A 24,164-nucleotide genomic window follows, 5' to 3' on the forward strand; every position below is an offset into this window, starting at 1 on the left:
CTTGCCGCGGCCGGGCACCCGCCCGCCCGCCGACGGGGTGCGCCGCGCCCCCTCCGCCGGGCGCCGGACGTTCCCCTCCGGGGAGCCGCGTGACGAGGAGCCGCACAGTGGGGTTCCGTACGCCGGGGAGCCGTGTGGCCGGGCGCCGCACGACGAGGAACCGCGCGCGTGACGAGGAGCCGTACGGCGGGAAGCCGTGGCGAGGAGCCGTGCAACGGGGAGCCCGTGTGGCGGGGAGCCGTACGGCGGGAGTCGTGTGGCGGGAAGCCCCGTGGCGGGGGCCCGCCGCTCCCCGGTGGCGGCGCGGCACCATCACCGGGCCGGTCCGCCAGGGATCAGGGGCGGTGCGGCGGGCGGTCACCGGCGGTCTCGGCCCACTCCCGGGCGGGCCCGGCGGTGCCGGCCGGGGTGTCCGGGCCGGGGGCGCCCGCGCCGGCCGGGGACGGCCGCTCGTACGCCGTGGACGCCTGGTCGCACGCCGGGGCCGTGGCGGCCGGCTCGGGCGGGGTGTCGCACCCGGCCACGTCGGGCGGGGTGCCGCACTCCATCGCGCGGGGCAGCCGCAGCGCCGCCAGCGCACCGATCACCAGCAGTCCGGCACTCACCGCCATGGTGACGTGGAGCCCGTGGACGAAGGACTCGCGGGCGGCGGCCCGCAAGGCGTCACCGACCGGTCCGCCGAGCCGGTCCGCCACGTCGTAGGCCTTGCTGATCGACTCCCGGGCGGCGTACAGGTCGTCGCCGGCCACCCCGGGCACCGCCGGCAGCCCGGGGGCGTAGGCGGCGTTCATCACGCTGCCCAGCAGGGCTATGCCGGCCCCGGCGCCGAGCTGGTAGGAGGTCTCACCGATGGCGGCGGCACCACCGGCGGACTCCGCGGGCGCCTCGCTGAGCATCGACTCGTAGCTGCCGAACAGGGTCATCTGGAGGCCGAAGCCGAGGATGACGAAGCCGGTCAGCAGCACCGCCGGCCGGTCGGTCTGCCCCATCAGGGTGAGCGAGGCGACGGCCAGCGCGGTGAGCAGGAACCCGGTGGCGACCATGGTGCGCGGACCGAGCCGGTGGAGCATCCGGGAGCCCACGATGCCCGCCGCCATCGCGGCGCAGGTGAGCGGCAGCAGCCGCAGACCGGTCTCCAGCGGCGTCAGCCCCAGGACCAGCTGGAGGTACTGCGCGGCGACGAGTTCCAGCCCGACGAGCGCCAGCAGCGCCAGCACGATGCAGCCGACGGATATCCCGAACGCGGGACGGGCGAAGAGGGTGAGATCGACCAGCGGGTGGGCGCGGCGCCGCTGCCGGCGGACGAAGAACACCAGCAGCGCGGCGCCGAGGGCTATCGGCCCCAGCGTCACCGGCTCCAGCAGGGACTCGCCGCTGCCCGCCCGCTTGACGCCCAGGACCAGCGAGGCGAGCCCGACCGCGGCCACCACCGCGCCCAGCACGTCCCACGGACCGTTGCGGTCGCCGGCCGACTCCGGCAGCAGCCAGCGGCCCACCGGCAGCGCGACCGCCATCAGCGGGATGTTGATCAGGAAGACCGAGCCCCACCAGAAGTGCTCCAGCAGGAAGCCGCCGAGCAGCGGTCCGCCGGCCGCGCCGATCCCGGCGACCGCGCTCCAGATGCCGATCGCCAGGGCGCGCTCCCGGCGGTCCGGGAAGACCTGCCGCAGGATGGACAGCGTGGCCGGCATGATCATGGCGCCGCCGATGCCGAGCAGCGCCCGGGCCACGATGAGGACCTGCGGGGAGCCGGCGAAGGCGGCCAGCGCCGAGGCCGCGCCGAACAGGGCGTAGCCCAGCAGCAGGATGCGGCGGCGCCCCACCCGGTCGCCGAGGGTGCCGAAGAGGATCAGCAGCGAGGCGCAGACCAGCGGATAGGCATCGACGATCCACAGCAGCTCGATGGCGCCCGGCCGCAGATCCGCGCTCACGGCGGGGACCGCGACATGCAGCACCGTGCCGTCGACGGCGACGAGCAGCAGGCTGACGCAGAGCACGACGAGCACGAACCAGCGGTTGGCTGCGCCACCGGTGGCCGTACCGCGCCGTTGCCGGGGAACGCCCGCCGCCCGCCGATCGCCGGCCGTGGTCGTCCCGGACATGTACGCACCTCCCTGTGTTGCGCTCGCGGCCGAGATTCGGGCACGGCGGGGAACTCGGCATGCGAGGAGGGCATGCGGTGGTCCCGGTGGCCCGGTGGCAAAGGCGAGTGAGACGTCAGAGTACGCGAGTCCCCGTGTGCGCCGTATGCCCCAGGTCATGTTGGCGCCCGTCACCCGCCGCGGGCCGGCCACCCGGCCGCCGCCACCGGCCCGCCGGCCCCGCCCACCAGCAACGCTCCGGGCGGCATACCGGCCCGCGGCGCACAGCCCGGCCCCCGCGGCGCCGGCCCGGCCCGGCCCCGTCGTCCCCAGCCGTCACCCTTGCGGGTGACGGGATTCTCCCGGGCGGCATCGCTGTCCACAGGCGGCCGACCGGTGGACCGCGATGGCCGATAATCAAGATCATGACCGAACTGGCCGCTCCTTCCGCCGTCGCGCGGGGCCCCGGTGCCGGTGCCGCGCCCGGTGCGCTGCGCCGGGCCGCCCCCGCGCTCCTGGTGTACGCCGGGACGCGGGCCATGGGGCTGGTGGTTCTCGCCGTGTGGGCGGCGGTCGCGGACCGCAGCGCCCACCAGTTGCTCGCCGAGCGGTGGGACTCGCTGTGGTACGCCCGCATCGCGGACGGCGGGTACGGCCACTCGGTGTCGATGCCGGACGGTTCGGTCCACTCCGATCTGGCCTTCTTCCCGATGCTTCCGTGGCTGGAGCGGTTGCTGGCGGCCCTCGGCCCGCTGTCCGCGGCAGACGCCGGGCTGCTGGTGAGCGCGGTCGCCTCGCTCTTCGCGGCCTGGGGGCTGTTCGCGGTCGGCGACCGGGTCGCCGGCCCCCGGGCCGGGGTGACGCTGGTCACCCTGTGGGCGGTGCTGCCGGTCGGCATCGTGCAGTCCATGGCGTACTCCGAGTCGCTGTTCACCGCCCTGGCGGCGTGGTCGCTGTACGCCCTGCTGGACCGGCGCTGGGTGCTGGCCGGGGCGCTCGCCGCGCTGGCCGGGCTGACCCGGCCGGTGGGCGCGGCGGTGGTGGCGGCCGTGTGGCTCACGGCCGGGGCGGAGCTGGCGCGGGACGCCGGACGGCGGCGGCGCTGGTGGCACGAGCGGGCGATGCTCGCCGGGGTGGCCCTGGCGCCGCTGGGCTGGGCCGGTTACGTGGCGTGGGTGAGCGTGCGGACCGGCAGCCCGGCCGGCTACCTGGACGTCCAGGCCGGCTGGGGTAACGGATTCGACGGCGGGCTCGCCTTCGCCTCGTTCATCGTCGAGCGGCTCCTCTCCGAGGCGTTCCCCGCCGGCGCGGCCCTGCTCGCCGGGGTGGGTGTCCTGCTGTGGCTGTTCGCGGTCGCGATACGGCAGCGCCTGCCGCTGCCGCTGCTGGTGTACGCCGGGGTGGTGCTGACCCTGGCGCTGACGGCCAAGGGGTACTTCGGTTCCAAGCCGCGTCTGCTGATACCCGCGTTCCCGCTGCTGCTGCCGGTGGCGACCGCGCTGGCCGGCCGGCGCCCGGCCCGCACGGCGCTGGTGCTGGGCTCGGCGGCGCTGGGGTCGGCGGTGTACGGGGCCTTCTGGCTGCACGGCTCCGGACCGCCGTGAGCCGCCGCGCCGGGGCAGCCGGTCGGGCCACGGCCGTCGGGTGGGCCGGTGCAGTCACGCCGGTGGGGTCACGGCCGTCGGGTGGGCCGGTGCACTCACGCCGGTCGGGCCACGGTCGCCGGGCCGCGCCGGTCGGGCCACGCCGGTGGGGTCATGGTCGTCGGGCCCACCAGGCCCCCGGTCCGGCACGGCCTGCGCGCCGGTGCGCCGGGCGGCTGGCACGGCCGGGCGGGTCGGCGGGCACGGCCGCCGGGCTGGCGGCGGCGACGGAGTGCGGCGGCCGGGCGAGTGGCGGCCGACGGCGGCGGGTGACCAACACCCGGCGGCCGCCGGCCCCCGACCCGGCGGCACGGCGGGCGCGCCCCGAGGCGGCACCGCGCCCGGCGCCACGGGAAGGCGACACCCGGGGAAACTCCACGGAACGGGAAGGGAAATCAGCCATAAAGCCCATCCCCCGAAAAGCATAAAAGGGGAGCGTCGGCTCCCCCGGCCGGCCCCTTCCGGCGAATCTCTTGATGTTTTCTTTATTTCACGGAATCCCGCCTTCCAAAGTCCCGGACGAGACGCACTCCACATCACATCGTCATCACAAAGAGACCTGATCGACAGAAGCGACCTGTGACGCAATGTAACGTCGATTGAGTGCGTACCGATGACAAGCTCCCTCGACCGGAGGGACGCCCCGCCGATCTCACGTGGCCGCGGATGACCCGGGTCCGCCGCTGGCTGCTGGGATCGACTCTCGCGGTCTACGCGGCGACCGTGATCGGCGTGCTCACCACCTCCTGGCTGGTGCGGCTCGACTGGCAGGTCATGCTCTTCCGCCCGTACAAGCAGTGGCCGGAGTTCCACACCTTCCTGGACTACTTCGTGGTGCTGGGACAGCGCGGCCCCACCGCGGTGGCGGTCGCCGCCTGGCTGGGCTGGTGCTCCTGGCGCCGGCGCACGCTGCGCCCGCTGCTGGTGCTGGGGACGTCGCTGCTGCTGCTGAACGTCACCGTGGGCGCCGCCAAGCTGGGGATGGGGCGGCTGGGACCGCATTACGCGACCACCGTCGGCTCGAACGAGATGTGGGCCGACGGCGATATATTTCCCTCGGGTCACACCGCGAACGCGGTGGTCACCTGGGGGGTGCTGGCCTATCTGGCGACCACTCCGCAGGCACGCCGGATCGCCTCGGTCATCGCGGCGATCTTCGCCCTCGGCGTGGGCATGACCACGGTCTACCTCGGTACGCACTGGGTCAGCGACGTCCTGCTGGGCTGGGCGGCCGGACTGCTGGTGCTGCTCGCCCTGCCGTGGCTGGAGCCGGTGATGGCCCGGGCGGAGCACCCGCTGCTCGCCCTGTGGCACCGGTTGCGCGCTGCCGTCCGGCCGGCCACCGGGGCGCCGTCGCCGGCCGTCCCGGCGCTGCCGGTCACCGCGCCGCAGCGGCCGGTCACCGCGCTGGCCACGCCCCGTACCGCCCGTGACGAGGAGGTGCCCGCCGGACCGGCCCGGGAGACGGTGGCCGTCGGCGGCCGGACGGTGTCCGCGCGGTCCCCGGAGGGTCGTCCGCACCACCCCTCCCGGCCGCACACCAGCCGTTCCGAGCGGACCCCGGTGACGCCGACCGGCAGCCGCCGGCCACCGCACGCGGACCGGGCGGCACGCGCCGCGGCCCCGGTGGGCCCGGGCCGTACGGTGGGCGGCTGACCCACGCCGCACCCGCCGGTGGCCCGGTACGCACCCGCGGCACCACGACGGCCCCGGTGCGCTCCCCCGCGGAGCGCACCGGGGCCGTCGGCGTCCCGCCCGGCCCGCACCAGCGGTGCAGACGGCCGGGTGGCCGGGTCGGTCAGCCCTTCCAGGAGCGGCGCACGGAGCCGTCCTCCACCTCGAAGTTGATCCTTCCCACCAGGTACTCCATGGTGATGAACGCGCCCGGCGGCAGCTGCCGGACCGTGCTCCAGCCGCGTTCCCGGGCCCGCCGTTCGGCGGCGTCCGCGTCCAGCCCGACATACCCCTCGGGCGCGTCGTCGGGTTCCTGCGCGTCATTCGGTACGGGTGCCATGGCAGCCACCGTAGGCCGCCGGGGCGGGCTACGGAAGCGACGCGGGGGCGCGGTCCGGTGGCCACAGGCGCCACAGGCGTCACACTTCTGTCACAGTGAAGTCCGGTGGCCGCGGTTACCCGGGTCACTCGAACGTGCCCTTCCCGCAACGTCCCGAAGTCCGGACTTCCGTTCTCCCCATAATCCCCGCCGAGCGGCCGAATTCCGCCCCGCCGGTTCGGCGGAGGGTTCCCCCGGATGAATTCCCCGACTGCCCGAATATCGGTGCACGGCGTACCCCGAACACAGCGGCCGGACGGCTCCCGGGCCATGCCCGTACCGCCCGCTTCAACACCGCTGCGCCACTCGGCGCGTTGTTGCCACGGGAGGGTGACATAACCCCGCACAAACGGGGATCGCCCCGCATTATGGCCAAAGCTCACAGCCCCATAGCCGACGCGGAGGGAGCCCCGATGGGTACGGAGACCGCGCAGGCCCCTCCCCCGACGGCGCGGAAGCGGCGGCGCGGCGGCGTGGTGGCCTGGCTCTCCACCACCGACCACAAGCGGATCGGGCACCTCTACCTGATCACCGCGTTCGGCTTCTTCCTGGTGGGCGGGGTGCTGGCGCTGCTGCTCCGCGCCGAGCTGGCCCGGCCCGGGGCGCAGGTCCTCTCCGCCCAGGGGTACAACCAGGCGCTCACCCTGCACGGCACCATCATGCTGCTGCTCTTCGCCACCCCCGCCTTCGCGGGGTTCGCCAACGCGGTCATGCCGTTGCAGATCGGTGCTCCGGACGTCGCCTTCCCCCGGCTGAACGCGCTCTCGTACTGGCTGTTCCTCTTCGGCGGACTGATGGTGGTGGGCAGCCTCCTGGTGCCCTCCGGCAGCGCGGACTTCGGCTGGACCGCCTACGCCCCGCTCAACAGCAAGGTCCGCACGCCCGGGGTGGGCGCCGATCTGTGGATCATGGGCCTGGCACTCTCCGGCTTCGGCACCATCCTGGGCGCGGTGAACTTCCTGACCACCATCGTCGCGATGCGCGGGCCGGGCATGACGATGTTCCGGATGCCGGTGTTCACCTGGAACATCCTCTTCACCTCGATCCTGGTGCTGCTGGCCTTCCCGGTCCTCGCCGCCGCGCTGCTCTGCCTGGAGGCGGACCGCCGGTTCGGCGCGGTAGTGTTCGAGCCCGAATTCGGCGGGGCACTGCTGTGGCAGCACCTGTTCTGGTTCTTCGGCCACCCCGAGGTCTACATCATCGCGCTGCCGTTCTTCGGCATCGTCACCGAGATCATCCCGGTCTTCTCCCGCAAGCCGATCTTCGGTTACACGATGCTGGTCGGCGCCACGATCGCGATCACCGGACTGTCGGTGGTGGTCTGGGCGCACCACATGTTCGTCACCGGCGCGGTGCTGCTGCCGTTCTTCTCGCTGCTGTCGTTCCTCATCGCGGTGCCCACCGGGGTCAAGTTCTTCAACTGGATCGGCACGATGATCGGCGGCTCGCTCTCCTTCGAGACCCCGATGCTGTGGTCCACGGGCTTCCTGGTGAGCTTTCTGTTCGGCGGGCTCACCGGCGTCATCCTGGCCTCGCCGCCGCTGGACTTCCACGTCACCGACAGCTACTTCGTGGTCGGCCACTTCCACTACGTGGTGTTCGGCACGGTGGTCTTCGCGATGTTCGCGGGCTTCTCCTTCTGGTGGCCCAAGTTCACCGGCAAGCTCCTCGACGAGCGGCTGGGGAAGATCCACTTCTGGACGCTCTTCACCGGCTTCCACGCCACCTTCCTGGTGCACCACTGGCTGGGGGTGGCGGGCATGCCGCGCCGGTACGCGGACTACCTGGCGGCGGACGGCTTCACCGTGCTCAACACGGTCTCCACGGCCGGCTCGTTCCTGCTGGGCCTGTCCACGCTGCCGTTCCTGTACAACGTCTGGAAGACCGCCGCGTACGGGAAGAAGGTGGAGACCGACGACCCGTGGGGGCTCGGCCGCTCGCTGGAGTGGGCCACCTCCTGCCCGCCGCCGCGGCACAACTTCCACACCCTGCCCCGGGTCCGCAGCGAGTCGCCCGCGTTCGACCTGCACCACCCCGAGGTCGCGGCACTGGACCGTCCGGAGCCGCAGCTCAGCCCGCAGGGCACGGTCAGCCCAGGGCCCGGTCCAGCCGGTCCCTGATCCGCCGCAGGTGCTCGGTCAGCTCCGGCGGCTCGCGCACCTCGAAGTCGAAGCCCATGAGCACCACGTGGAGCACCAGCACATCGAGGTGGTGCGCCCCGGTGTGCAGCAGGCAGCTGTGCGCGTCCACCGGTTCCAGCACCCCGGCGGAGGGCGAGATCCGCTCCGCCGCCGCCTCGGCGGACACCTTCAGCAGCACCGTGGCCCGCTCCGCGTACGCGCCGGCCGCCACCCCTTCGGAGACGTAGGCGGCCAGGTCCTCGGCGGGCGGCTGACGGGGCTCGAAGCGGGGCCCGTGCGGCGGCTTCGGCGTGATCCGGTCGGCCCGGAAGGTCCGCCACCCCTCCCGGTCCACGTCCCAGGCGACCAGGTACCAGTGGCGCCGGGCGCAGACCAGCCGGTGCGGCTCGACGGTCCGGCGGCTGCCGGCGCCCCCGTGGTCCCGGTAGGCGAAGCGCAGCCGCTCGTTGTCCCGGCAGGCGTTGGCCAGCTCGGTGAGCACGGCGGGATCGACGGTGGGTCCGCCGCCGGCACCGAGCATCGGGACGGTGTAGGCGGTCAGCGCGCCCACCCGGTGCCGCAGCCGGTCGGGGAGGACCTGCTCCAGCTTGGCCAGGGCGCGCACCGAGGTCTCCTCGATGCCGGCCACGCCTCCGCCCGCGGACTGCCGCAGTCCGACGGCGACCGCGACCGCCTCGTCGTCGTCCAGGAGCAGCGGTGGCAGCCGGGCACCGGCGCCGAGCCGGTAACCGCCCGCGGTGCCGGGCGTCGAGTGGACCGGGTAGCCCAGCTCGCGCAGCCGCTCGACGTCCCGCCGGACGGTGCGCGGGGTGACCCCGAGCCGGTCGGCGAGAGCGGCTCCGGACCACTCGCGGTGCGTCTGGAACAGGGAGAGCAGACGGAGCAGACGGGCCGAGGTCTCCAGCATGGCCCCGAGTCTGCCAGCCGCCCCCGGACCGCCCGGCACCGCTCCGTCCCTCGCCGGCCGGACCGGCGGCGGGGCAGGCCCCCGGACGATCGGCCGCGCCCGACGCGGGGTCCTGCCGGACATGGAACACGGTCCGCCCGCGACACGGGTCCGCCGGGTGTGGAGCAGGAGCCGGCCCCGGACACGCGGGGGCCGCCGGGCGTGGCACACGGGCGGGCGCGGGCCGGGCCGCCGGACGCGGGACACGGGCGCTGCCGGGGCCGCCCGCCCGCCCCGGACGGTCGGCCGGGCCCGGGCGGGCCGGGCCGGACGCGGGCGGTCCCCAGCGGTCACCGGCCCGGGCGCACGGTCCGCCAGGCCCGGGGCCGCGGGGCACCGGGCGCGGCACGGACGACGGGCATCGGACGCGGCACGGGCGACCGCGGGGCGCGGCACGGACGGCCGGACGCGGGCGGACCCCAGCGGTCACCGTTCCGGGCGCACGGTCCACCGGGCGCGGGGCACCGGATGCGGCACGGACGACGGGCACCGGGCGCGGCACGGGCGACCGCAGGGCGTGGCACGGACCGGCGGGCGCGGCACGGACGGCGGGCACCGGACGCGGGCCGCCCGCGCCGGTGCTGCCGCCCCGCGGCGGTCAACCGGCCGGCTCGACCCGCACCGACAGGTCGTTGTCGGCCGTGTAGTACGGGCCGGCCTGCGCCGGGCCGTGCGGGGCCGTCACCCGTCGCGCCGGATAGACGAACACCGGCTTGCGGTCCGCCACGTCGTCCAGCAGCCGGGCGACGCGCGCCGGCTCCCCGGACGCCGGGCACAGCCACAGGTCCCACACCTCCGTGCCGCCCCGCCAGCCGTCGGCCAGCCGCTGGTGGTCGAGGGTGAAGGTGAAGCGGGCACCGTCCGCGGTCACCGGGACGGTCACCACCTCCGCCCGGTCGCGCAGCCGGGCCTCGGCCACCGCCCCGGCCAGCGCGGCGGCCGGGTCCGCCACGCCGTACAGCTCGCCGTGCACGGTGACCGCGGTGGCGTCGATGCCCAGGTCGCCGGCCTCCGCGTGCGCGGCCCGCAGCCAGCTGCGCAGCGACAGGTTGCCGTGCTTGGTGGGGTACGGGACGCGCACGGCCACCGGCCCGCCACCGGGCTCGGGCACCCGGTCCACCAGGGCGCGCAGATCGTTGACGCCGGGGAGCAGCCGGACCGGGCCGGCCTGCCCGGACTCCGCCGCGCCGTCCCGGGCGAGAGCGACGTGGACGTCCCAGCGGCCCTCGGGCAGCTCGGTGCCCAGAGTCAGCTCGGCGTTCAGCCGGCCGTCGGCCGCCGGGTGGAGCGGCAGCCGCACCCCGCGGTCGGCGGGGTCCGCACCGCGGCGCAGCAGCACCAGCTCGGCGCGCTCGCCGGTACGGGCGGCGGGGCCGCCGGACACGTGGAAGACCAGCCCTCCGCTGGCGTCGGCCGTACAGTCGGCGCGGGGCGGGACGGACACGGTGGCGGACTCCTCGGACGGGACGGACTTCGGGGACGACGACGGGGACGACGGGGCCGGCGACGACGGCGGCGCGGGCGCGGCCGGGGTCCCGGACGGGGCCGGGGTCGCGGACGGGGTCACGCGGCACGCGCCTTCCGCAGCACCGTGTACCCCACGTCCTTGGTCGCGAAGGCGCTGCTGAGCAGGGTGCCGCGGGTGCGGTGCACCGCGCCGCGGAAACCGCTCCGGGCGGTCAGGTCGGTGAAGAGCGACTCGTACCGTCCGGCGATGTTCGACGGGTCGAAGCGGGCCGAGCGCTCCAGGGCCGCGCGCCCCATCCGCCGCCGCAGCTCGTCGTCGTTGATCAGGTCCAGCAGGCCGCGGGCCACGGCCTTGACGTCGCCGGACTTCACCAGTCTGCCGTCGGTGCCGTCGTCGATGATCTCCGCCGGGCCGTGCGGGCAGTCGGTGGCGACCACCGGCAGGCCGCAGCGCATCGCCTCGACGATGGTCATGCCGAAGGACTCCAGGCTGGAGGTGACCGCGGCGATCGAGCCCTTGGCCCACTCCGGGTCCAGGGGGTTCGCCGGGCCCATCAGGTAGACGTGGTTGTACAGGTCGAGCTTGTCGATCAGGGCGCGCAGCTTGGCGTGCTGGGCGCCGCCGCCGTAGATCCGCAGCCGCCAGTCCGGGCGCTCCGCGGTCACCTGGGCGAAGGCCCGGATCAGCAGGTCGTACCGCTTGACCGGGGCCAGCCGGCCGGCCGCGATCACCCACTTGGCGGAGGTGTCGGCCGGGGCCACGCCGGGCTCCGGCACGCTGTTGGGCACCGCCTCGACCCGCACGCCGGGCAGCTTCATCTGCCGGCGGTAGGTCGCCGCGTCCGCCTCGGTGACGGTGGTGACCGCGTCCAGCCGCGGATAGGCGGCGCGCAGCGTGCGCTTGAGCGCCTGGGAGTGGGTGCTCAGCGTCAGGTGCTCCTGCCCGACGCGGACCGGGCCCCGGCGCGCCTCCTTGGCGATGTGCACGTTGAGACCCGGGCGGGTGCCGACGACCACGTCGGCCTCCAGGGTCCGCAGGTGCTCGCCGATCCGGCGGTCGGTCAGCACGCTGTACTGGCCGTAGCGGCCCTCGGTGGCGGGGAAGACCTTCGCGGGGCGGGTGTAGTCCGGGTCGTCCCCCTCGTAGGTCGGACTGCCCTTGCGGATGTCCACCAGGTGGCGCAGCCGCACCTTGTCGCCCGGGTCGAACACCGGCTGCTCACGGTGGCGGAAGACGGAGACGATCTCCACGTCGTGGTGCTCGGCGAGGGTGCGGGCGGTGTTGTACGTCGTCCGGATCGTCCCGCCGATCCCGTACGCGTTGTGAATAAGGAATGAGATGTGCATCCGTCCCGGTACCCCACTGCTTTCCCGCCGTTCCCGCGCGGACGACTCCTCCGGTCCGCCTGGCACTGGGTGAGACCAGTGCGGTGATCGCAAGGTTGGGCTTCATCACACTCTTGTTCCACAACAGATGTCCAATCGGTAACCGGAAACGGGAATTTTTGTGACCTGGTGTTCATCAGGCCGGGCTAGCGCCTCTTTCCGGCCAGAGCGAGCGGTCCGTCCGCCTCCGGAGCGGTCCCGCGGGCAGGGCGCCGCCGGGTGCCGCGGGCGGGCCGGGGCGCGGGCCGGGCGCGTGACCCGGACCGCGCGTCCTCCGTTGAGCAGTGGGTGCCGGGAACCGCCCGGACCGGAAGCACGAGACCGAGGAGCCACCCGTGCCGCGCATGCTCGACGTCAGCGACGACGTACGTGCCGAGATCGGCGATGAAGAAGCCGACCGGCTGCTCGCCGGTGAGAACGCCCCGGGGAGCTACGACTGCACCTCCTGCCGTACGCCCGGCGACGCCGAACAGGAGCGCACCAGCACCGTGCTCTTCGTCGGCCAGGAGACCGCCGTCCTCGCCTTCGCCCACGCCAGCTGTGTGCCATCGCAGGTGGTGCCGGTGTCCGAGGAGCAGTTGCAGGGCGCGGTCGCCTCCATCACCGGCGAACAGCATCCGGCGGCCGGCTCGGGGGCACCGGCCGGCGCCGCGGCCGGCGTACCGTCCGGCATGCCGCACGGCGGACCGGCGGGCGGCGGACTCGGTGGCGGGATCGATGGCGGACTCGGCACCGGGCCCGGCGGCGGCCTCGGTGGCGGGCTCCCGGACGCCGGTCCCCCGCTCGGCGCCGCACCGGCCGCGCCCCGGCAGGCGGTGCTCAACGTCACCTGTGGGCTGGTCCTGCTGGGTGAGGAGCCGCGGCCCGCGCTGGTGGTGGAGCCGACCGCGCCGATCGCCCGGCCGGGCAGCACCGGTCCCGGCGACGAGTTCCTCCAGCTGCTGCTGGAGCAGGGCTTCGCGCCGCTCCACGACCTCAACGCCGCTCCGCCGCCGGTCCCCGGCTGGTCGGTGCTGATGGCGGCGGGTCAGCTGCACACGATCCTGATGCCCACGGCCGGCGGCGGGCAGATGGCGTGGTGGCAGGCGCACCGGCCGATGCCGGTCACCGACGGCTGGCGGACGGCGGTCAACAAGGCGCCGTCGGTGCTGGTCTACGCCGCGCCGGTGGGGTCGATCGGCAGCCAGCCGCGCGAGGACCAGCTCCGGGAGGCGCTGGAGCGCACCGCCGCCCGGGGGCTGCTGGTGGCCGCCGTCATGCCGCTGTCCGGCACCTGACGGGCCCGGTCCCCGGTCCGGCGGCGCCGTCTCCGGTCCATCTGACCGGTCCTCCCCGGCCGGTTCCGCCGCGACCGGTTCCGCCGCGACCGCGGCATCCCGCGGAAATTACCCCATTCGTCGCAACACCCGCATCCGGGGAGGGAACCGGTCGTTGGCTCCTGTGTGCACGCATACGACCCAGCTTCCCGTTCCCCGTACCAGAACGTGATCCCCGGCATGCGCCCCGCGCAGGACCCCGCGCCGGAGTATCCGCGGCGCTCCTCGACGCCGATCTACGACGCGCTGTACGCGGAGTACCGCAGGCTCTTCCGGGCCCTGCCCGGGGACCGCACCGGCGACGAGGAGCTGGGCTTCGTCGGGTTCGCCGCCCTCGGCCCGGACGGCCGGCGGCAGCCGAACTGGCAGCGCCAGACGCCCGGCACCGGCCGGACCGCCGCGGACCGGCCGGCCGACCGGCCGTACCGGGGCGGCTTCCAGCCCGCGCTGCCGCCGGCGCCGCGGGACGGCCACGGCATCGGCTACTGAACCGGGAGCCGGCAGCGGCTGCCGGCGGGAACGGCCCGGGGGCCGACCGTCCACACGGTCGGGCCCCGGGCCGTTTTACAGGTCCGGCGCCGGGACGGCCGCCGGAACCGGCTACTTCTTCCGGCCGCGCTTCTCCCGCACCCGCACCGAGATGTGGATCGGCGACCCCTCGAAGCCGAACTCCTCACGCAGGCGCCGCTCGATGAAGCGCCGGTAGCTCGCCTCAAGGAACCCGGAGGCGAAGAGCACGAAGCGCGGCGGCTTGGTGCCGGCCTGGGTGCCGAAGAGGATGCGCGGCTGCTTGCCGCCCCGGATCGGGTGCGGGTGGGAGGCGACGATCTCGCCGAGGAAGGCGTTGAGCCGCCCGGTGGGGACCCGGGTCTCCCAGCCGGCCAGCGCGGTCTCGATGGCGGGGACCAGCTTCTCCATGTGACGGCCGGTGCGGGCCGAGACGTTGACCCGCGGCGCCCAGGCGACCTGGCCCAGCTCGGTCTCGATCTCCCGCTCCAGGTAGTAGCGGCGCTCCTCGTCGAGGGTGTCCCACTTGTTGTAGGCGATGACCAGGGCGCGCCCGGCCTCCACCGCCATGGTGATGATGCGCTGGTCCTGCACGCTGATCGACTCGGTGGTGTCGATCAGCACCACCGCGACCTCGGCCTTCTCCACCGCGGCGGCGGTACGCAGCGAGGCGTAGTAGTCGGCGCCCTCCTGGAGGTGGACCCGGCGCCGGATGCCGGCTGTGTCCACGAACTTCCAGGTCTTGCCACCCAGCTCGATCAGCTCGTCCACCGGGTCCCGGGTGGTGCCGGCCAGCTCGTTGACGACCACCCGCTCCTCACCGGCCACCCTGTTGAGCAGCGAGGACTTGCCGACGTTGGGGCGGCCGATCAGCGCGACCCGGCGCGGCCCGCCGACGCCGCCGGCGCCGAAGGTCTGCGCGGGGGCGGTGGGCAGCGCCTCCAGGACCGCGTCCAGCATGTCGCCGGTGCCCCGGCCGTGCAGCGCGGAGACCGGGTACGGCTCACCGAGGCCGAGCGACCACAGCGCGGTGGCGTCCGCCTCGCCGCTGGGTCCGTCCACCTTGTTGGCGCAGAGCACCACGGGCTTGCCGGCCCGGCGCAGCAGCTTGACCACGGCCTCGTCGGTGTCGGTGGCGCCGACCGTGGCGTCCACCACGAACACCACCGCGTCGGCCGCCTCGATGGCGAACTCGGCCTGCGCGGCCACCGACGCGTCGATGCCGAGGACGTCCTGCTCCCAGCCACCGGTGTCCACCACCTTGAAGCGGCGGCCGGCCCACTCGGCCTCGTAGGTGACGCGGTCCCGGGTGACGCCGGGGCGGTCCTCGACGACGGCCTCGCGGCGGCCGATGATCCGGTTCACCAGAGTCGACTTGCCGACATTGGGGCGGCCGACGACGGCGAGCACCGGCAGCGGGCCGTGCCCGGCCTCCTCCAGCGCGCCCTCCACCTCCTCGGCGTCGAAGCCCTCCTGCGCGGCGAGCTCCATGAACTCCGCGTACTCGGCGTCGCCAAGCTCACCGTGCTCGTGGCCGGTGTGGATCTGGTCGTTCATGAAGCCTGTTCCTCGTCGTCCGTCCAGGCGGTCCGGGGTGGACCACCAGTCAAGTCTGTCGTAACCGCCGGGCTACCGCCGGGCGGTTTCCCGGCCGGTGGAGCGCCGGGCGTGTGCCAGGTGGTCGCTGAGCCGCCGCTGGATGCGGGTGGTCGCCTCGTCCAGCGCCGCCCGGGTGCCCTTGCCGGCCCGCGGTCCGCCGCTGCCGGGCTCCTGGGCGTGGAAGGGGTCGCCGAAGACCACGTCGATCCGGCCGCGGAGCCGGGGCAGTCCGGGTATCAGCCGGCTCCGGGTCTCCTCGCCGGCGCTGCCGAGCACCGCCACCGGCACGATGGGGGCGCCGGAGCGCACCGCGAAGTACGCCAGTCCGGCGCGGAGCGAGGCGAAGTCGCCCTCGCCGCGGGTGCCCTCCGGGAAGATGCCCAGCACCCGTCCGTCCCGGAGCACCGCCAGGGCGTCCTGGACCGCGGCCCGGTCCACGCCGCCGCGGTCCACCTTCAGCTGGCCGAGGCCGCGCAGGAACGGGTCGAGCGGCCCGACGAACGCCTCCTTCTTGACCAGGAAGTGCACCGGCCGGGGGGAGGTGCCCATCAGCATCGGGCCGTCGACGTTGTGCGCGTGGTTCCCCGCCAGGATCACCGGCCCGGCGGGGGGCACCCGCCAGGCGCCGAGCACCCGCGGCCGCCACAGCGTGTGCATGAGCCCGATGCCCAGCCGGCGGCCGAACGCCGCCCCGGCCGCGGACGGCGACGCGGACCCCGACGGGCTCACCTGGCCTGCTGCTTCTCTTGGACGAGCGTGACCACGCACTCGATGACCTGCTGCAGGGTGAGGTCGGTGGTGTCCACCTCGACCGCGTCGTCAGCCTTCGCCAGCGGCGAGGTCTTCCGCCCGGAGTCGGCGGCGTCGCGCCGGGCCAGCGCCGCCTGGGTGGCGGCCAGGTCCGCGGCGTCCTTGCCGCCCAGCTCACCGCTGCGGCGGGCCGCGCGGGCCTCCGCCGAGGCGGTGAGGAAGATCTTCAGGTCGGCGTCGGGCAGGACGGTGGTGCCGATGTCCCGGCCCTCGACCACGATGCCGCGCTCGGCGGAGGCGGCGATGGAGCGCTGCAGCTCGGTGATGACCGTCCGCACCTCGGGCACCGCGCTGACCGCGCTCACCCGGGAGGTGACCTCCTGGCCGCGGATCGGCCCGGCGACGTCCACGCCGTCCACCGTGATGGTGGGAGCGGCCGGATCGGTGCCGGAGACGATGACCGGCTTGGCGGCGGCGTCCGCGACGGCGGCGGTGTCGGTCACGTCGATGCCGTTGTTCAGCATCCACCAGGTGATCGCCCGGTACTGGGCGCCGGTGTCCAGGTAGCCGAAGCCCAGCTCGGCGGCGACGGCCTTGGAGGTGCTGGACTTGCCCGTGCCTGCGGGGCCGTCGATCGCGACAATCACTGCTGCCGGGGCGGTCCGGGCGGCGGTTTCCACGGTGACAGACACCTTCCTGGTACACGAGCGGGGTGATCGGGGGCTGCGAGGAGCGCCTCGGACAAGGTTACTGGGTGACGGGGCCGCCCCGGACAGCCCACCGGGCACATGTGTGCGAATCGGCCGATGTCCCGGCCGGCCGCGGCACACCTCCCCCACCGGCACGTACGCCCCGCGGACCCGCCGGTACCCGGCCGCCGCGGGGGGCCGCCGCCAGGAGGCGGCCCTGGACGTCCCCCGCGGACCCGGGCCCCGCCGCTCCGGCCGGGCCACGCCGCACCCGGGCGCGCGGGCCGTGGGCCGGCGGACCGCGGCCGGGCACCGGACGGCCCGGGGCACCGGAACGGGCCCGCGCCGGCCGGCACGTGCCCGGGGCGGCCGGTGCCCCGGGAGGCCACCGTGGCCCGGGGCGGCCGCGTGCACGGGGGCACCCCCGTATGCCGGGAGGCCGCCCGCACTGCCGCCCACCTGCCGGCCGCGTACCGGGGGCGGCTCCGGCCGTGGGACCGTCGCGTACGCCCGGAGACCGCGCTGCCGCCGGCAGGTGCGCGGCGGCGCCGCGGCCGGGCGGTCAGCGGCGGATGGACCAGCCGCGCTCCCGCAGCGCCTCGGTCAGCCCCTCGGCGGACCGCGGCTCCACCATGAGCTGGATCAGACCGGCCTGCTGCCCGGTGGCGTGCTCGATCCGCACGTCCTCGATGTTGATGCCCGCACGGCCGGCGTCGGCGAAGATCCGGGCCAGCTCGCCGGGCTGGTCCCCGATGTACACCGCCACCACCTCGTACGTGGCGGGGGCCGCGCCGTGCTTGCCGGGGACCCGGTCGCGGCCGGCGTTGCCGCGCCGCAGCACGTCCTCGATGCCCGCCGCGCCGCCGCCGCGTTCGTCCTCCGACGCCGACTCCAGGGCGCGGAGCGACCGGACCGTGTCCGCCAGGTCCGCGGCGATCTCGGCGAGCACGTCGGCGACCGGGCCGGGATTGGCGGAGAGGATGTCGAGCCACATGCCCGGGTCCGAGGCGGCGATCCGGGTGACGTCCCGGATGCCCTGCCCGCACAGCCGTACGGCGGTCTCGTCGGCGTCCCGGAGCCGGGCCGCGACCATGCTGGAGACCAGCTGCGGGGTGTGCGAGACCAGGGCGACGGCCCGGTCGTGGGCGTCGGCGTCCATGACGACCGGGACCGCCCGGCACAGCGCGACGAGTTCCAGGGCGAGGTTGAGCACCTCGGTGTCGGTGCCGCCGTCCGGGCCCGGGGTGGGTGTGAGCACCCAGGGCCGGCCCTCGAAGAGGTCCGCGCTCGCCGCGAGCGGCCCGGAGCGCTCCCGGCCGGCCATCGGGTGGGTGCCGATGTAGCGGCTGAGGTCGCAGCCGAGCGCCGTCAGTGCCCGGCGCGGGCCGCCCTTGACGCTGGCCACGTCCAGATAGCCGCGGGCCGCGCCGCGGCGCATCGCCCCGGCCAGGGTGTCGGCCACCCGGGCGGGCGGCACGGCGACGATCGCCAGGTCCACCTGACCGGCGGGCTCCGCATCGGTGCCCGCGCCGAGCGCCGCGGCGGTACGGGCCCGGTCCGGGTCGTGGTCGGCGAGGTGGACCCGGACACCACGGCCGGCCAGCGCGAGCGCGGCGGAGGTGCCGATCAGACCGGTGCCGATGACGAGGGCGGTTCTCACTTCGGTGACGTCCTTGCGGAGGGCGGCCGCGGCGGGGCCGGGCGGGTCGGCGCCGGCCCCGGGACCGCCCGTGCCGCCGCCCCGCTCCCCCGCCCGCGGCACGCTGGGTTCGGGTGGACTGCCTGATCAGCCTAACGATCCCGCCGGGCGCCCGCTGCCACGGCCGACCGGCGAGACGCGCGGCGGCCCGGTCCGGTACAACCGAGGGCATGATCTTCCATCTGGTGCGCCTCGACGACTGGCTGGTCGCCCCCGACCGCCCGTACGCCCCGCCGACGCTCGCGGAGGACGGGTTCGTGCACTGCTCGCCCGACGAGAGCACCACGCTGGCCGTCGCCAACGCCTTCTTCCGGGACACCCCCGGCCCGCTGATGGCCCTGATGATCGACGAGGAGAAACTCGACGTCGTGGTGGAGTGGGAGGCCGCCGATCCGGCCCCGCCGCCCGGGGTCCCGGACACCACGCTCTTCCCGCACGTCTACGGGCACGTGGTACGCAGCGCGGTGCAGGGGATGCTGGAGGTGGTCCGGGACGCGGAGGGGCGTGCCACCGGATTCGCGGTCTGGTCCTGACCCGCCGCGGGGGGCGCCGCCGGGGTCACGCCGCCCGCGGCCACCGGCCCCGCGGCACCAACCACCGGCCCGGCGGCACCGCCGCCCGCGGCCACACCCCGCCGGGCACGCGACGGTGCCGGGCCCCCGGGCACGCGGCCCGCCGGCCCGGCCCCGGCGCGCCGTCGCGGCGGGGCCGGCGGCCGCCTGCTACATGTCCACCTCGCGCATCAGCATGCCGACCTCGGTGTTGGTGAGCCGCCGGAGCCAGCCGGACTTCTGGTCGCCGAGCGCGATCGGGCCGAAGCCGGTGCGCACCAGCCGGTCGACCGGGAACCCGGCCTCGGCGAGCATGCGGCGCACGATGTGCTTGCGCCCCTCGTGCAGGGTCACCTCCACCAGGTAGTTCTTGCCGGTGTTCTGTACGACCCGGAAGTGGTCGGCGCGCGCGTAGCCGTCCTCCAGCTCGATGCCGTCCTTCAGGCGCTTGCCGAGTTCGCGCGGCAGCGGCCCCTGGATGGCGGCGAGGTAGGTCTTCCGCACCCCGTAGCGGGGGTGGGTGAGCCGGTGGGCCAGCTCACCGTGGTTGGTGAGCAGGATGATGCCCTCGGTCTCGGTGTCCAGGCGGCCGACGTGGAAGAGCCGGGTCTCCCGGTTGGTGACGTAGTCGCCCAGGCACTGGCGGCCGTCCGGGTCCTCCATCGTGGACACCACGCCGGCCGGCTTGTTGAGGGCGAAGAACAGGTAGGACTGGGTGGCCACGGTGAGGCCGTCCACCTTGATCTCGTCCTTCTGCGGATCGACCCGCAGCCCCTGCTCGGTGACGATCTTGCCGTTCACCTCGACCCGGCGCTGGTCGATCAGCTCCTCGCAGGCGCGGCGGGATCCCATGCCGGCCCGGGCCAGCACCTTCTGCAGCCGCTCGCCCTCCTGCTCGGCGCCGGGGAAGGTCTTGGGGGTCTTGATCGGCGGCTTGCTGTGCCGCTGCCGGTTGCGCTCCTCGATCGTGGCGTCCAGCTCGCGCGGGCGCGCGCCACCGCCCGTGCCGCGGCCCCGGCCGGCGCCCTGCGGGCTCCTGGGGCCGCCCTTGGCGCCGCCGCGGGCCGCGGCACCCCGGGCACCGCCCGGCGCGCGTCCGCCGCTCTCGGACGTTCCGCCCACGTCGTAACGGCGCTCCTCGGGGCGGGGACGTCCGGTACGCCGCTGCCGGTCGTCACGCCCTCCCTGGGCCTGACGGGGACGTCCGCCGCCGCCCCGCTGGTTCCGGTCGCCGCTTCCGCTGTTCCTGCCGCTGCTTCGCATCAAAGTTCCGTCTTGTCGTCTGCGTCGGTTTCCGGGAGGTCCGGATCGAACGACGGCACACCCTCTTGCGTCTCGGCCTCGATCGCGTCCGCCTCGGGGAGGAAGGGCGCGAGTTCCGGGAGCTCGTCCAGGCCGCGCAGGCCCATCCGCTCCAGAAAGTAGTTCGTCGTCCTGTACAGGATCGCACTTGTTCCGGGTTCCGTGCCCGCCTCCTCCACCAGTCCGCGCTGGAGCAGGGTGCGCATCACGCCGTCGCAGTTCACCCCGCGGACCGCCGAGACCCGGGAACGGCTGACCGGCTGGCGGTACGCGACCACCGCGAGGGTCTCCAGCGCGGCCTGGGTGAGCCGTGCCTGCTGCCCGTCGAGGACGAACCCCTCGACCGCGGCGGCGTACTCGGGGCGGGTGTAGAACCGCCAGCCGCCGGCCACCAGCCGCAGGTCGAAGCCCCGGCCGGCGACGGTGTACTCGTCGGACAGCTCGCGCAGCGCGTCGGCGACCGCGCGCCGGGACCGGCCCAGGACCTTGGCCAGGTGCTCCTCGGTGGCCGGCTCGTCCACCACCATCAGCACCGCCTCCAGGGCGGGTTTGAGGTCGAGGCCGGCGACGTCGTCCGCGCCGGCCGGGGTCTCCTCGCTCATCTCTGCTCCTCCTCGGGGTCCGGTCCCCGGTCGAACTCGTCGGTGATCACCGGCCGTCCGGCCGCGTCACCGGCCCAGCGCACCAGCAGCGTCCCCAGCGCCCGGGGCTGGTCCAGCACGACCGCCTTCTCCCGGTACAGCTCCAGCAGGGCGAGGAAGCGGGCCACCACGGTGAGGGTGTCCGGGGCGTCCTCGGCCAGCTCCGCGAAGGTGGCCTCGCCCGCCTCCCGCAGCCGGGCGATCACCACCTGCGCCTGCTCCCGGACGCTGACCAGCGGGGCGTGGATGTGGTCCACGTACACCTGGGGCTCCGGCCTGGGCTGCATGGCCTTCACCGCCAGCCGGGCGAAGCCCTCGGCGCCGATGCCCAGGACCACCTCGGGCAGGAGGTCGGCGTGGTGCGGCTCCAGCCCCACGGTGCGCGGATGGCGCCGGGCCTCGGACTCCAGCCGATCGCCGAAGATGTCGGCGACCCGCTTGTAGGCGCGGTACTGGAGCAGCCGGGCGAAGAGCAGGTCGCGGGCCTCCAGCAGCGCCAGGTCGGCCTCGTCCTCCACCTCGGCGGCGGGCAGCAGCCGGGCCGCCTTGAGGTCCAGCAGGGTGGCGGCGACCACCAGGAACTCCGTGGTCTGGTCCAGGTCCCAGTCCGGGCCCATCGCCCGGATGTGGGCCATGAACTCGTCGGTGACCCGGGAGAGCGCCACCTCGGTGACGTCCATCCGGTGCCGGGAGATCAGCTGGAGCAGCAGGTCGAAGGGGCCCTCGAAGTTGTCCAGCCGCACGGTGAACCGGCCGGTCCCGGGCTCCGCCGCGGGGCTCCCGCCGGCCGGGGCGCCGCTCCCCGGGCCCTCCTCCGCGGGGACACCGGGGCCCGGGCCGGGCTCGGGACCGGGCGGGGCGGCGGGGTCGGTCGGTCCGTCCGCCTCGCCGGCGGTGGTGGGCGGTGTTCCGCCGTCCGGTACGGCGGCGGCCGACGGCCCGTCCTCCCGGGGGCGGCGGGGTCGGCCGGGGGAGCCGTACGGGGGCCCCTGAGCCGGCCGGGGCGGCGGGCGGGGTTCCGCCGTCCGGCACGGCGGCGGCCGACGGCCCGTGCGCCTCGCCGGCGGTGGCGGGCCGGCCGTCCTCCGGGGCGGCTCCACCGGTGTCCCCTGTCCGCCGGGGCGGGCGGGGCCCGGTGTCCCGGCCGCCGGGTGGTGCGGGACACCGGGCCCCGCGCCGCGCGGTGCCCCGCCCGGGCCCCGGCCCAGGGCGCGCCGCGGGGCGCGGCGCGCGGGCGGGGTGGCGGCCTCGTCGTCGTGTGTCGGCATCGCGGTCCAGGGAGCGGGGCGGGGTGGTGCGGCCCGCACCAGCGGGCAGGCTACCGCCCGGCCGGTCAGCGTCCGCGCAGGCGGCGTACGAGAATGCTCGCGTCGCCGCGCGACTCCAGATCGGCGAGGACGACGGCGACCGCCTCCCGCACGATCCGGCCGCGGTCCACCGCCAGGCCGTGCTCCCCGCGCAGCACCAGCCGCGCGTGTTCCAGGTCCATCAGCTCCTCGGCGGAGACGTAGACCGTGATCTTCTCGTCGTGGCGCTCGCGTCCGCTGGGACGCCGGGCCGCGGGCCGGCCGCGGCGGCGGGCCGGCTGCCCGCCCTGGCCGTGGACCGGTGCCGCGTCCTGCGGCTGCCGTGCCGCGGCCCGCTCCTGGGCCGCCGTGCGGCGGGTGCCGGGCGGCTCGGTGCCGGCGGCCTCCCGGCCGGCGTGCTCGGCGCCGTCCGGCCCGGTCCCGGTGCGGGGGCCGGCGTCCGGGGCCTCGGCGGCGGCGGTGTCGCTCTCCCCCGCCGGGGAGGGCACCCGGGTCGCGGGCTCACCGCCGGCCGGACGCCGGGCGGGGGCCGGGGAGGAGGACTGCAGGCCCATCCCCCCGGTGGTGCGGAACAGCTCGTCGGCGCCGGGAAGACTCACTCGGCGTGACACCGGGCGAGCACCTCCCTGGCGAGCTGGCGGTAGGCGGCGGCGCCGACGGAGTTGGAGGCGTAGGTGGTGATCGGCTCACCGGCGACGGTGGTCTCCGGGAAGCGCACGGTACGGCCGATCACGGTGTGGTAGACGTGGTCGTCGAACGCCTCCACCACCCGGGCCAGCACCTCGCGGCTGTGGACCGTGCGCGAGTCGTACATGGTCGCCAGGATGCCGTCCAGCTCCAGGTCGGGGTTGAGCCGCTCCTGGACCTTCTCGATGGTCTCGGTGAGCAGCGCCACACCGCGCAGCGCGAAGAACTCGCACTCCAGCGGGACGATCACCTTGTGCGCCGCGGTGAGGGCGTTGACGGTGAGCAGGCCGAGCGAGGGCTGGCAGTCGATGACGATGTAGTCGTAGTCCGGCAGCAGGGGCTTGAGCGCGCGCTGCAGGGTGGACTCCCGCGCCACCTCGCTGACCAGCTGGACCTCGGCGGCGGACAGGTCGATGTTGCTGGGCAGCAGGTCCATGTTGGGGACCGCGGTCTTCAGCAGCACCTCGTCGGCCGACATCCCCCGCTCCATGAGCAGGTTGTAGACGGTGAGGTCGAGCTCCATCGGGTTGACGCCGAGGCCGACCGAGAGTGCGCCCTGGGGGTCGAAGTCCACCAGCAGCACCCGGCGGCCGTACTCGGCGAGCGCCGCGCCCAGGTTGATGGTGGAGGTGGTCTTGCCCACCCCGCCCTTCTGGTTGCACATCGCGATGATCTTCGCGGGGCCGTGGTCGGTGAGCGGTCCCGGGATCGGGAAGTACGGCAGCGGGCGACCGGTCGGGCCGACGCGCTCCCGGCGCTGGCGGGCGGCGTCCGGGGCGAGGGTGGCCGCGTACTCGGGGTCGGGCTCGTACTCCGCGTCGGGGTCGTAGAAGTGGCCGTCGGGCAGGTCGTAATCGGCGGGGGCGGGGTCCGTGCCGCGCTGATCCCCGGCCATGGCGTTCACGTGATGGCCGTCCATGCTCTGGTGGGCTGTCGTCATGCTCTGGTGGGTTGCGAAGGTCTGGACAGCGACGGAGCCGACAGCCGTGAGCCCCGAAGGAGCCTGGCCCCGCCCAGCCGATCCTGGTTGACCACCCCCGGGAGTAAATGTCGACTCATTCACAAGTCGTCCTACCTCCTTGGTGACCAGGAAACTTCTCGATAGGTCAGCGTGACACCATGCCGACGGTTGGCGACTCTATGGCGTGTCGGTGGTTCACAGCAACACAATCCGCCGGAGACGGCGCGATGTGTCGGCAACGGAACACCCCGCTGTCAAGGGCCTGACCCTTTTCCGTGGATGACTGATCGGGTGCGCGAATCGACTGAACAGTTACATTCACGGCACTTGGACCGGCGATGGCGGGCCGGCGCGGCCCGGGGTGCGCGGGCATGACGGCGGCCGGGCCCCGCCTTGCGGCAGGACCCGGCCTCACGCGCCGTGTTGACGTTGTGCGTT

20 protein-coding genes are annotated in these 24,164 nt (G+C 75.0%); 6 read left to right on the forward strand and 14 right to left on the reverse strand.

Going from position 1 to position 24,164, the window contains the following annotated elements; genetic code table 11:
* Positions 1 to 335: 335 nt before the first annotated feature.
* The gene (locus tag IHE55_RS04775; protein ID WP_197987875.1) at positions 336 to 2,102 is read right to left on the reverse strand and encodes an MFS transporter; all 1,767 of its coding nucleotides are present in this window, start codon (positions 2,100 to 2,102) and stop codon (positions 336 to 338) included.
* Positions 2,103 to 2,506: 404 nt separating this feature from the next.
* Between IHE55_RS04775 and IHE55_RS04780 the strand changes: the two genes are divergently transcribed.
* Together IHE55_RS04780 and IHE55_RS04785 are read left to right on the forward strand one after the other, a co-directional pair.
* Complete coding sequence (locus IHE55_RS04780; protein ID WP_197987876.1) at positions 2,507 to 3,685, forward strand: putative hexosyltransferase; 1,179 nt, start codon at positions 2,507 to 2,509, stop codon at positions 3,683 to 3,685.
* Positions 3,686 to 4,327: 642 nt separating this feature from the next.
* Positions 4,328 to 5,380, forward strand: a complete 1,053-nt coding sequence (locus tag IHE55_RS04785) for a phosphatase PAP2 family protein (protein WP_197987877.1) — start codon at positions 4,328 to 4,330, stop codon at positions 5,378 to 5,380.
* Between the two features lie 142 nt (positions 5,381 to 5,522).
* Here IHE55_RS04785 and IHE55_RS04790 read toward each other — a convergent pair whose 3' ends face one another.
* Positions 5,523 to 5,738, reverse strand: a complete 216-nt coding sequence (locus IHE55_RS04790) for an I78 family peptidase inhibitor (RefSeq protein WP_197987878.1) — start codon at positions 5,736 to 5,738, stop codon at positions 5,523 to 5,525.
* Between the two features lie 452 nt (positions 5,739 to 6,190).
* Here IHE55_RS04790 and ctaD point away from each other — a divergent pair, with 452 nt between their 5' ends.
* Positions 6,191 to 7,897: an aa3-type cytochrome oxidase subunit I gene (ctaD, locus tag IHE55_RS04795; protein ID WP_197987879.1), complete on the forward strand. Its 1,707-nt coding sequence runs from the start codon at positions 6,191 to 6,193 to the stop codon at positions 7,895 to 7,897.
* On the opposite strand, the gene IHE55_RS04800 is transcribed toward ctaD, so the two are convergent.
* The 3 genes from IHE55_RS04800 to IHE55_RS04810 all read right to left on the reverse strand — a co-directional run bounded on the left by IHE55_RS04800 (position 7,866) and on the right by IHE55_RS04810 (position 11,678).
* Entirely contained in the window at positions 7,866 to 8,825 is a 960-nt protein-coding gene (locus IHE55_RS04800) for a helix-turn-helix transcriptional regulator (RefSeq protein ID WP_197987880.1), read from the reverse strand. The genes ctaD and IHE55_RS04800 overlap by 32 nt on opposite strands.
* A 637-nt stretch (positions 8,826 to 9,462) precedes the next feature.
* Positions 9,463 to 10,308, reverse strand: coding sequence for a hypothetical protein (locus IHE55_RS04805; RefSeq protein ID WP_197987881.1), 846 nt, complete (start codon positions 10,306 to 10,308; stop codon positions 9,463 to 9,465).
* Between the two features lie 119 nt (positions 10,309 to 10,427).
* Positions 10,428 to 11,678 (reverse strand): glycosyltransferase family 4 protein, encoded by a 1,251-nt coding sequence (locus IHE55_RS04810; protein WP_197987882.1) that lies wholly within the window; start codon positions 11,676 to 11,678, stop codon positions 10,428 to 10,430.
* Positions 11,679 to 12,052: 374 nt separating this feature from the next.
* On the opposite strand from IHE55_RS04810, the gene IHE55_RS04815 reads away from it, so the two are divergent.
* Both IHE55_RS04815 and IHE55_RS04820 read left to right on the forward strand, forming a co-directional pair.
* Positions 12,053 to 12,994 (forward strand): DUF8842 C-terminal domain-containing protein, encoded by a 942-nt coding sequence (locus IHE55_RS04815; RefSeq protein ID WP_197987883.1) that lies wholly within the window; start codon positions 12,053 to 12,055, stop codon positions 12,992 to 12,994.
* 219 nt (positions 12,995 to 13,213) lie between these two features.
* Complete coding sequence (locus IHE55_RS04820; RefSeq protein WP_197987884.1) at positions 13,214 to 13,522, forward strand: hypothetical protein; 309 nt, start codon at positions 13,214 to 13,216, stop codon at positions 13,520 to 13,522.
* Positions 13,523 to 13,633: 111 nt separating this feature from the next.
* Here the strand turns inward: IHE55_RS04820 and der are convergent, their stop codons facing one another.
* The 4 genes from der to IHE55_RS04840 form a co-directional block, all read right to left on the reverse strand.
* Complete coding sequence (der, locus tag IHE55_RS04825; RefSeq protein ID WP_197987885.1) at positions 13,634 to 15,097, reverse strand: ribosome biogenesis GTPase Der; 1,464 nt, start codon at positions 15,095 to 15,097, stop codon at positions 13,634 to 13,636.
* A gap of 72 nt (positions 15,098 to 15,169) precedes the next feature.
* Complete coding sequence (locus IHE55_RS04830; RefSeq protein ID WP_307826517.1) at positions 15,170 to 15,868, reverse strand: lysophospholipid acyltransferase family protein; 699 nt, start codon at positions 15,866 to 15,868, stop codon at positions 15,170 to 15,172.
* Positions 15,865 to 16,581 (reverse strand): (d)CMP kinase, encoded by a 717-nt coding sequence (gene cmk, locus IHE55_RS04835; protein ID WP_197987886.1) that lies wholly within the window; start codon positions 16,579 to 16,581, stop codon positions 15,865 to 15,867. Before cmk ends, IHE55_RS04830 begins: the two co-directional genes overlap by 4 nt.
* A 559-nt stretch (positions 16,582 to 17,140) precedes the next feature.
* Positions 17,141 to 18,238, reverse strand: a complete 1,098-nt coding sequence (locus tag IHE55_RS04840) for a prephenate dehydrogenase (protein WP_197987887.1) — start codon at positions 18,236 to 18,238, stop codon at positions 17,141 to 17,143.
* Between the two features lie 209 nt (positions 18,239 to 18,447).
* Between IHE55_RS04840 and IHE55_RS04845 the strand changes: the two genes are divergently transcribed.
* Positions 18,448 to 18,810 carry a DUF952 domain-containing protein gene (locus IHE55_RS04845; protein ID WP_197987888.1) on the forward strand — a complete coding sequence of 121 codons (363 nt, stop codon included), beginning with the start codon at positions 18,448 to 18,450 and terminating at the stop codon, positions 18,808 to 18,810.
* Positions 18,811 to 18,999: 189 nt separating this feature from the next.
* Here the strand turns inward: IHE55_RS04845 and IHE55_RS04850 are convergent, their stop codons facing one another.
* The 5 genes from IHE55_RS04850 to IHE55_RS04870 all read right to left on the reverse strand — a co-directional run bounded on the left by IHE55_RS04850 (position 19,000) and on the right by IHE55_RS04870 (position 23,705).
* Positions 19,000 to 20,091 (reverse strand): pseudouridine synthase, encoded by a 1,092-nt coding sequence (locus tag IHE55_RS04850; protein ID WP_197987889.1) that lies wholly within the window; start codon positions 20,089 to 20,091, stop codon positions 19,000 to 19,002.
* The gene (gene scpB, locus IHE55_RS04855) at positions 20,091 to 20,732 is read right to left on the reverse strand and encodes an SMC-Scp complex subunit ScpB (protein WP_197987890.1); all 642 of its coding nucleotides are present in this window, start codon (positions 20,730 to 20,732) and stop codon (positions 20,091 to 20,093) included. Before scpB ends, IHE55_RS04850 begins: the two co-directional genes overlap by 1 nt.
* The gene (locus tag IHE55_RS32970) at positions 20,729 to 21,514 is read right to left on the reverse strand and encodes a segregation and condensation protein A (protein ID WP_372442622.1); all 786 of its coding nucleotides are present in this window, start codon (positions 21,512 to 21,514) and stop codon (positions 20,729 to 20,731) included. The genes scpB and IHE55_RS32970 overlap by 4 nt, the downstream gene beginning before the upstream one ends.
* Before the next feature lie 590 nt (positions 21,515 to 22,104).
* Positions 22,105 to 22,689: a hypothetical protein gene (locus IHE55_RS04865; RefSeq protein WP_197987892.1), complete on the reverse strand. Its 585-nt coding sequence runs from the start codon at positions 22,687 to 22,689 to the stop codon at positions 22,105 to 22,107.
* Positions 22,674 to 23,705, reverse strand: coding sequence for a ParA family protein (locus IHE55_RS04870; RefSeq protein WP_392022373.1), 1,032 nt, complete (start codon positions 23,703 to 23,705; stop codon positions 22,674 to 22,676). The genes IHE55_RS04865 and IHE55_RS04870 overlap by 16 nt, the downstream gene beginning before the upstream one ends.
* Positions 23,706 to 24,164 lie beyond the last annotated feature (459 nt).

This window comes from Streptomyces pactum, from assembly GCF_016031615.1.
Classification (GTDB): domain Bacteria; phylum Actinomycetota; class Actinomycetes; order Streptomycetales; family Streptomycetaceae; genus Streptomyces; species Streptomyces pactus.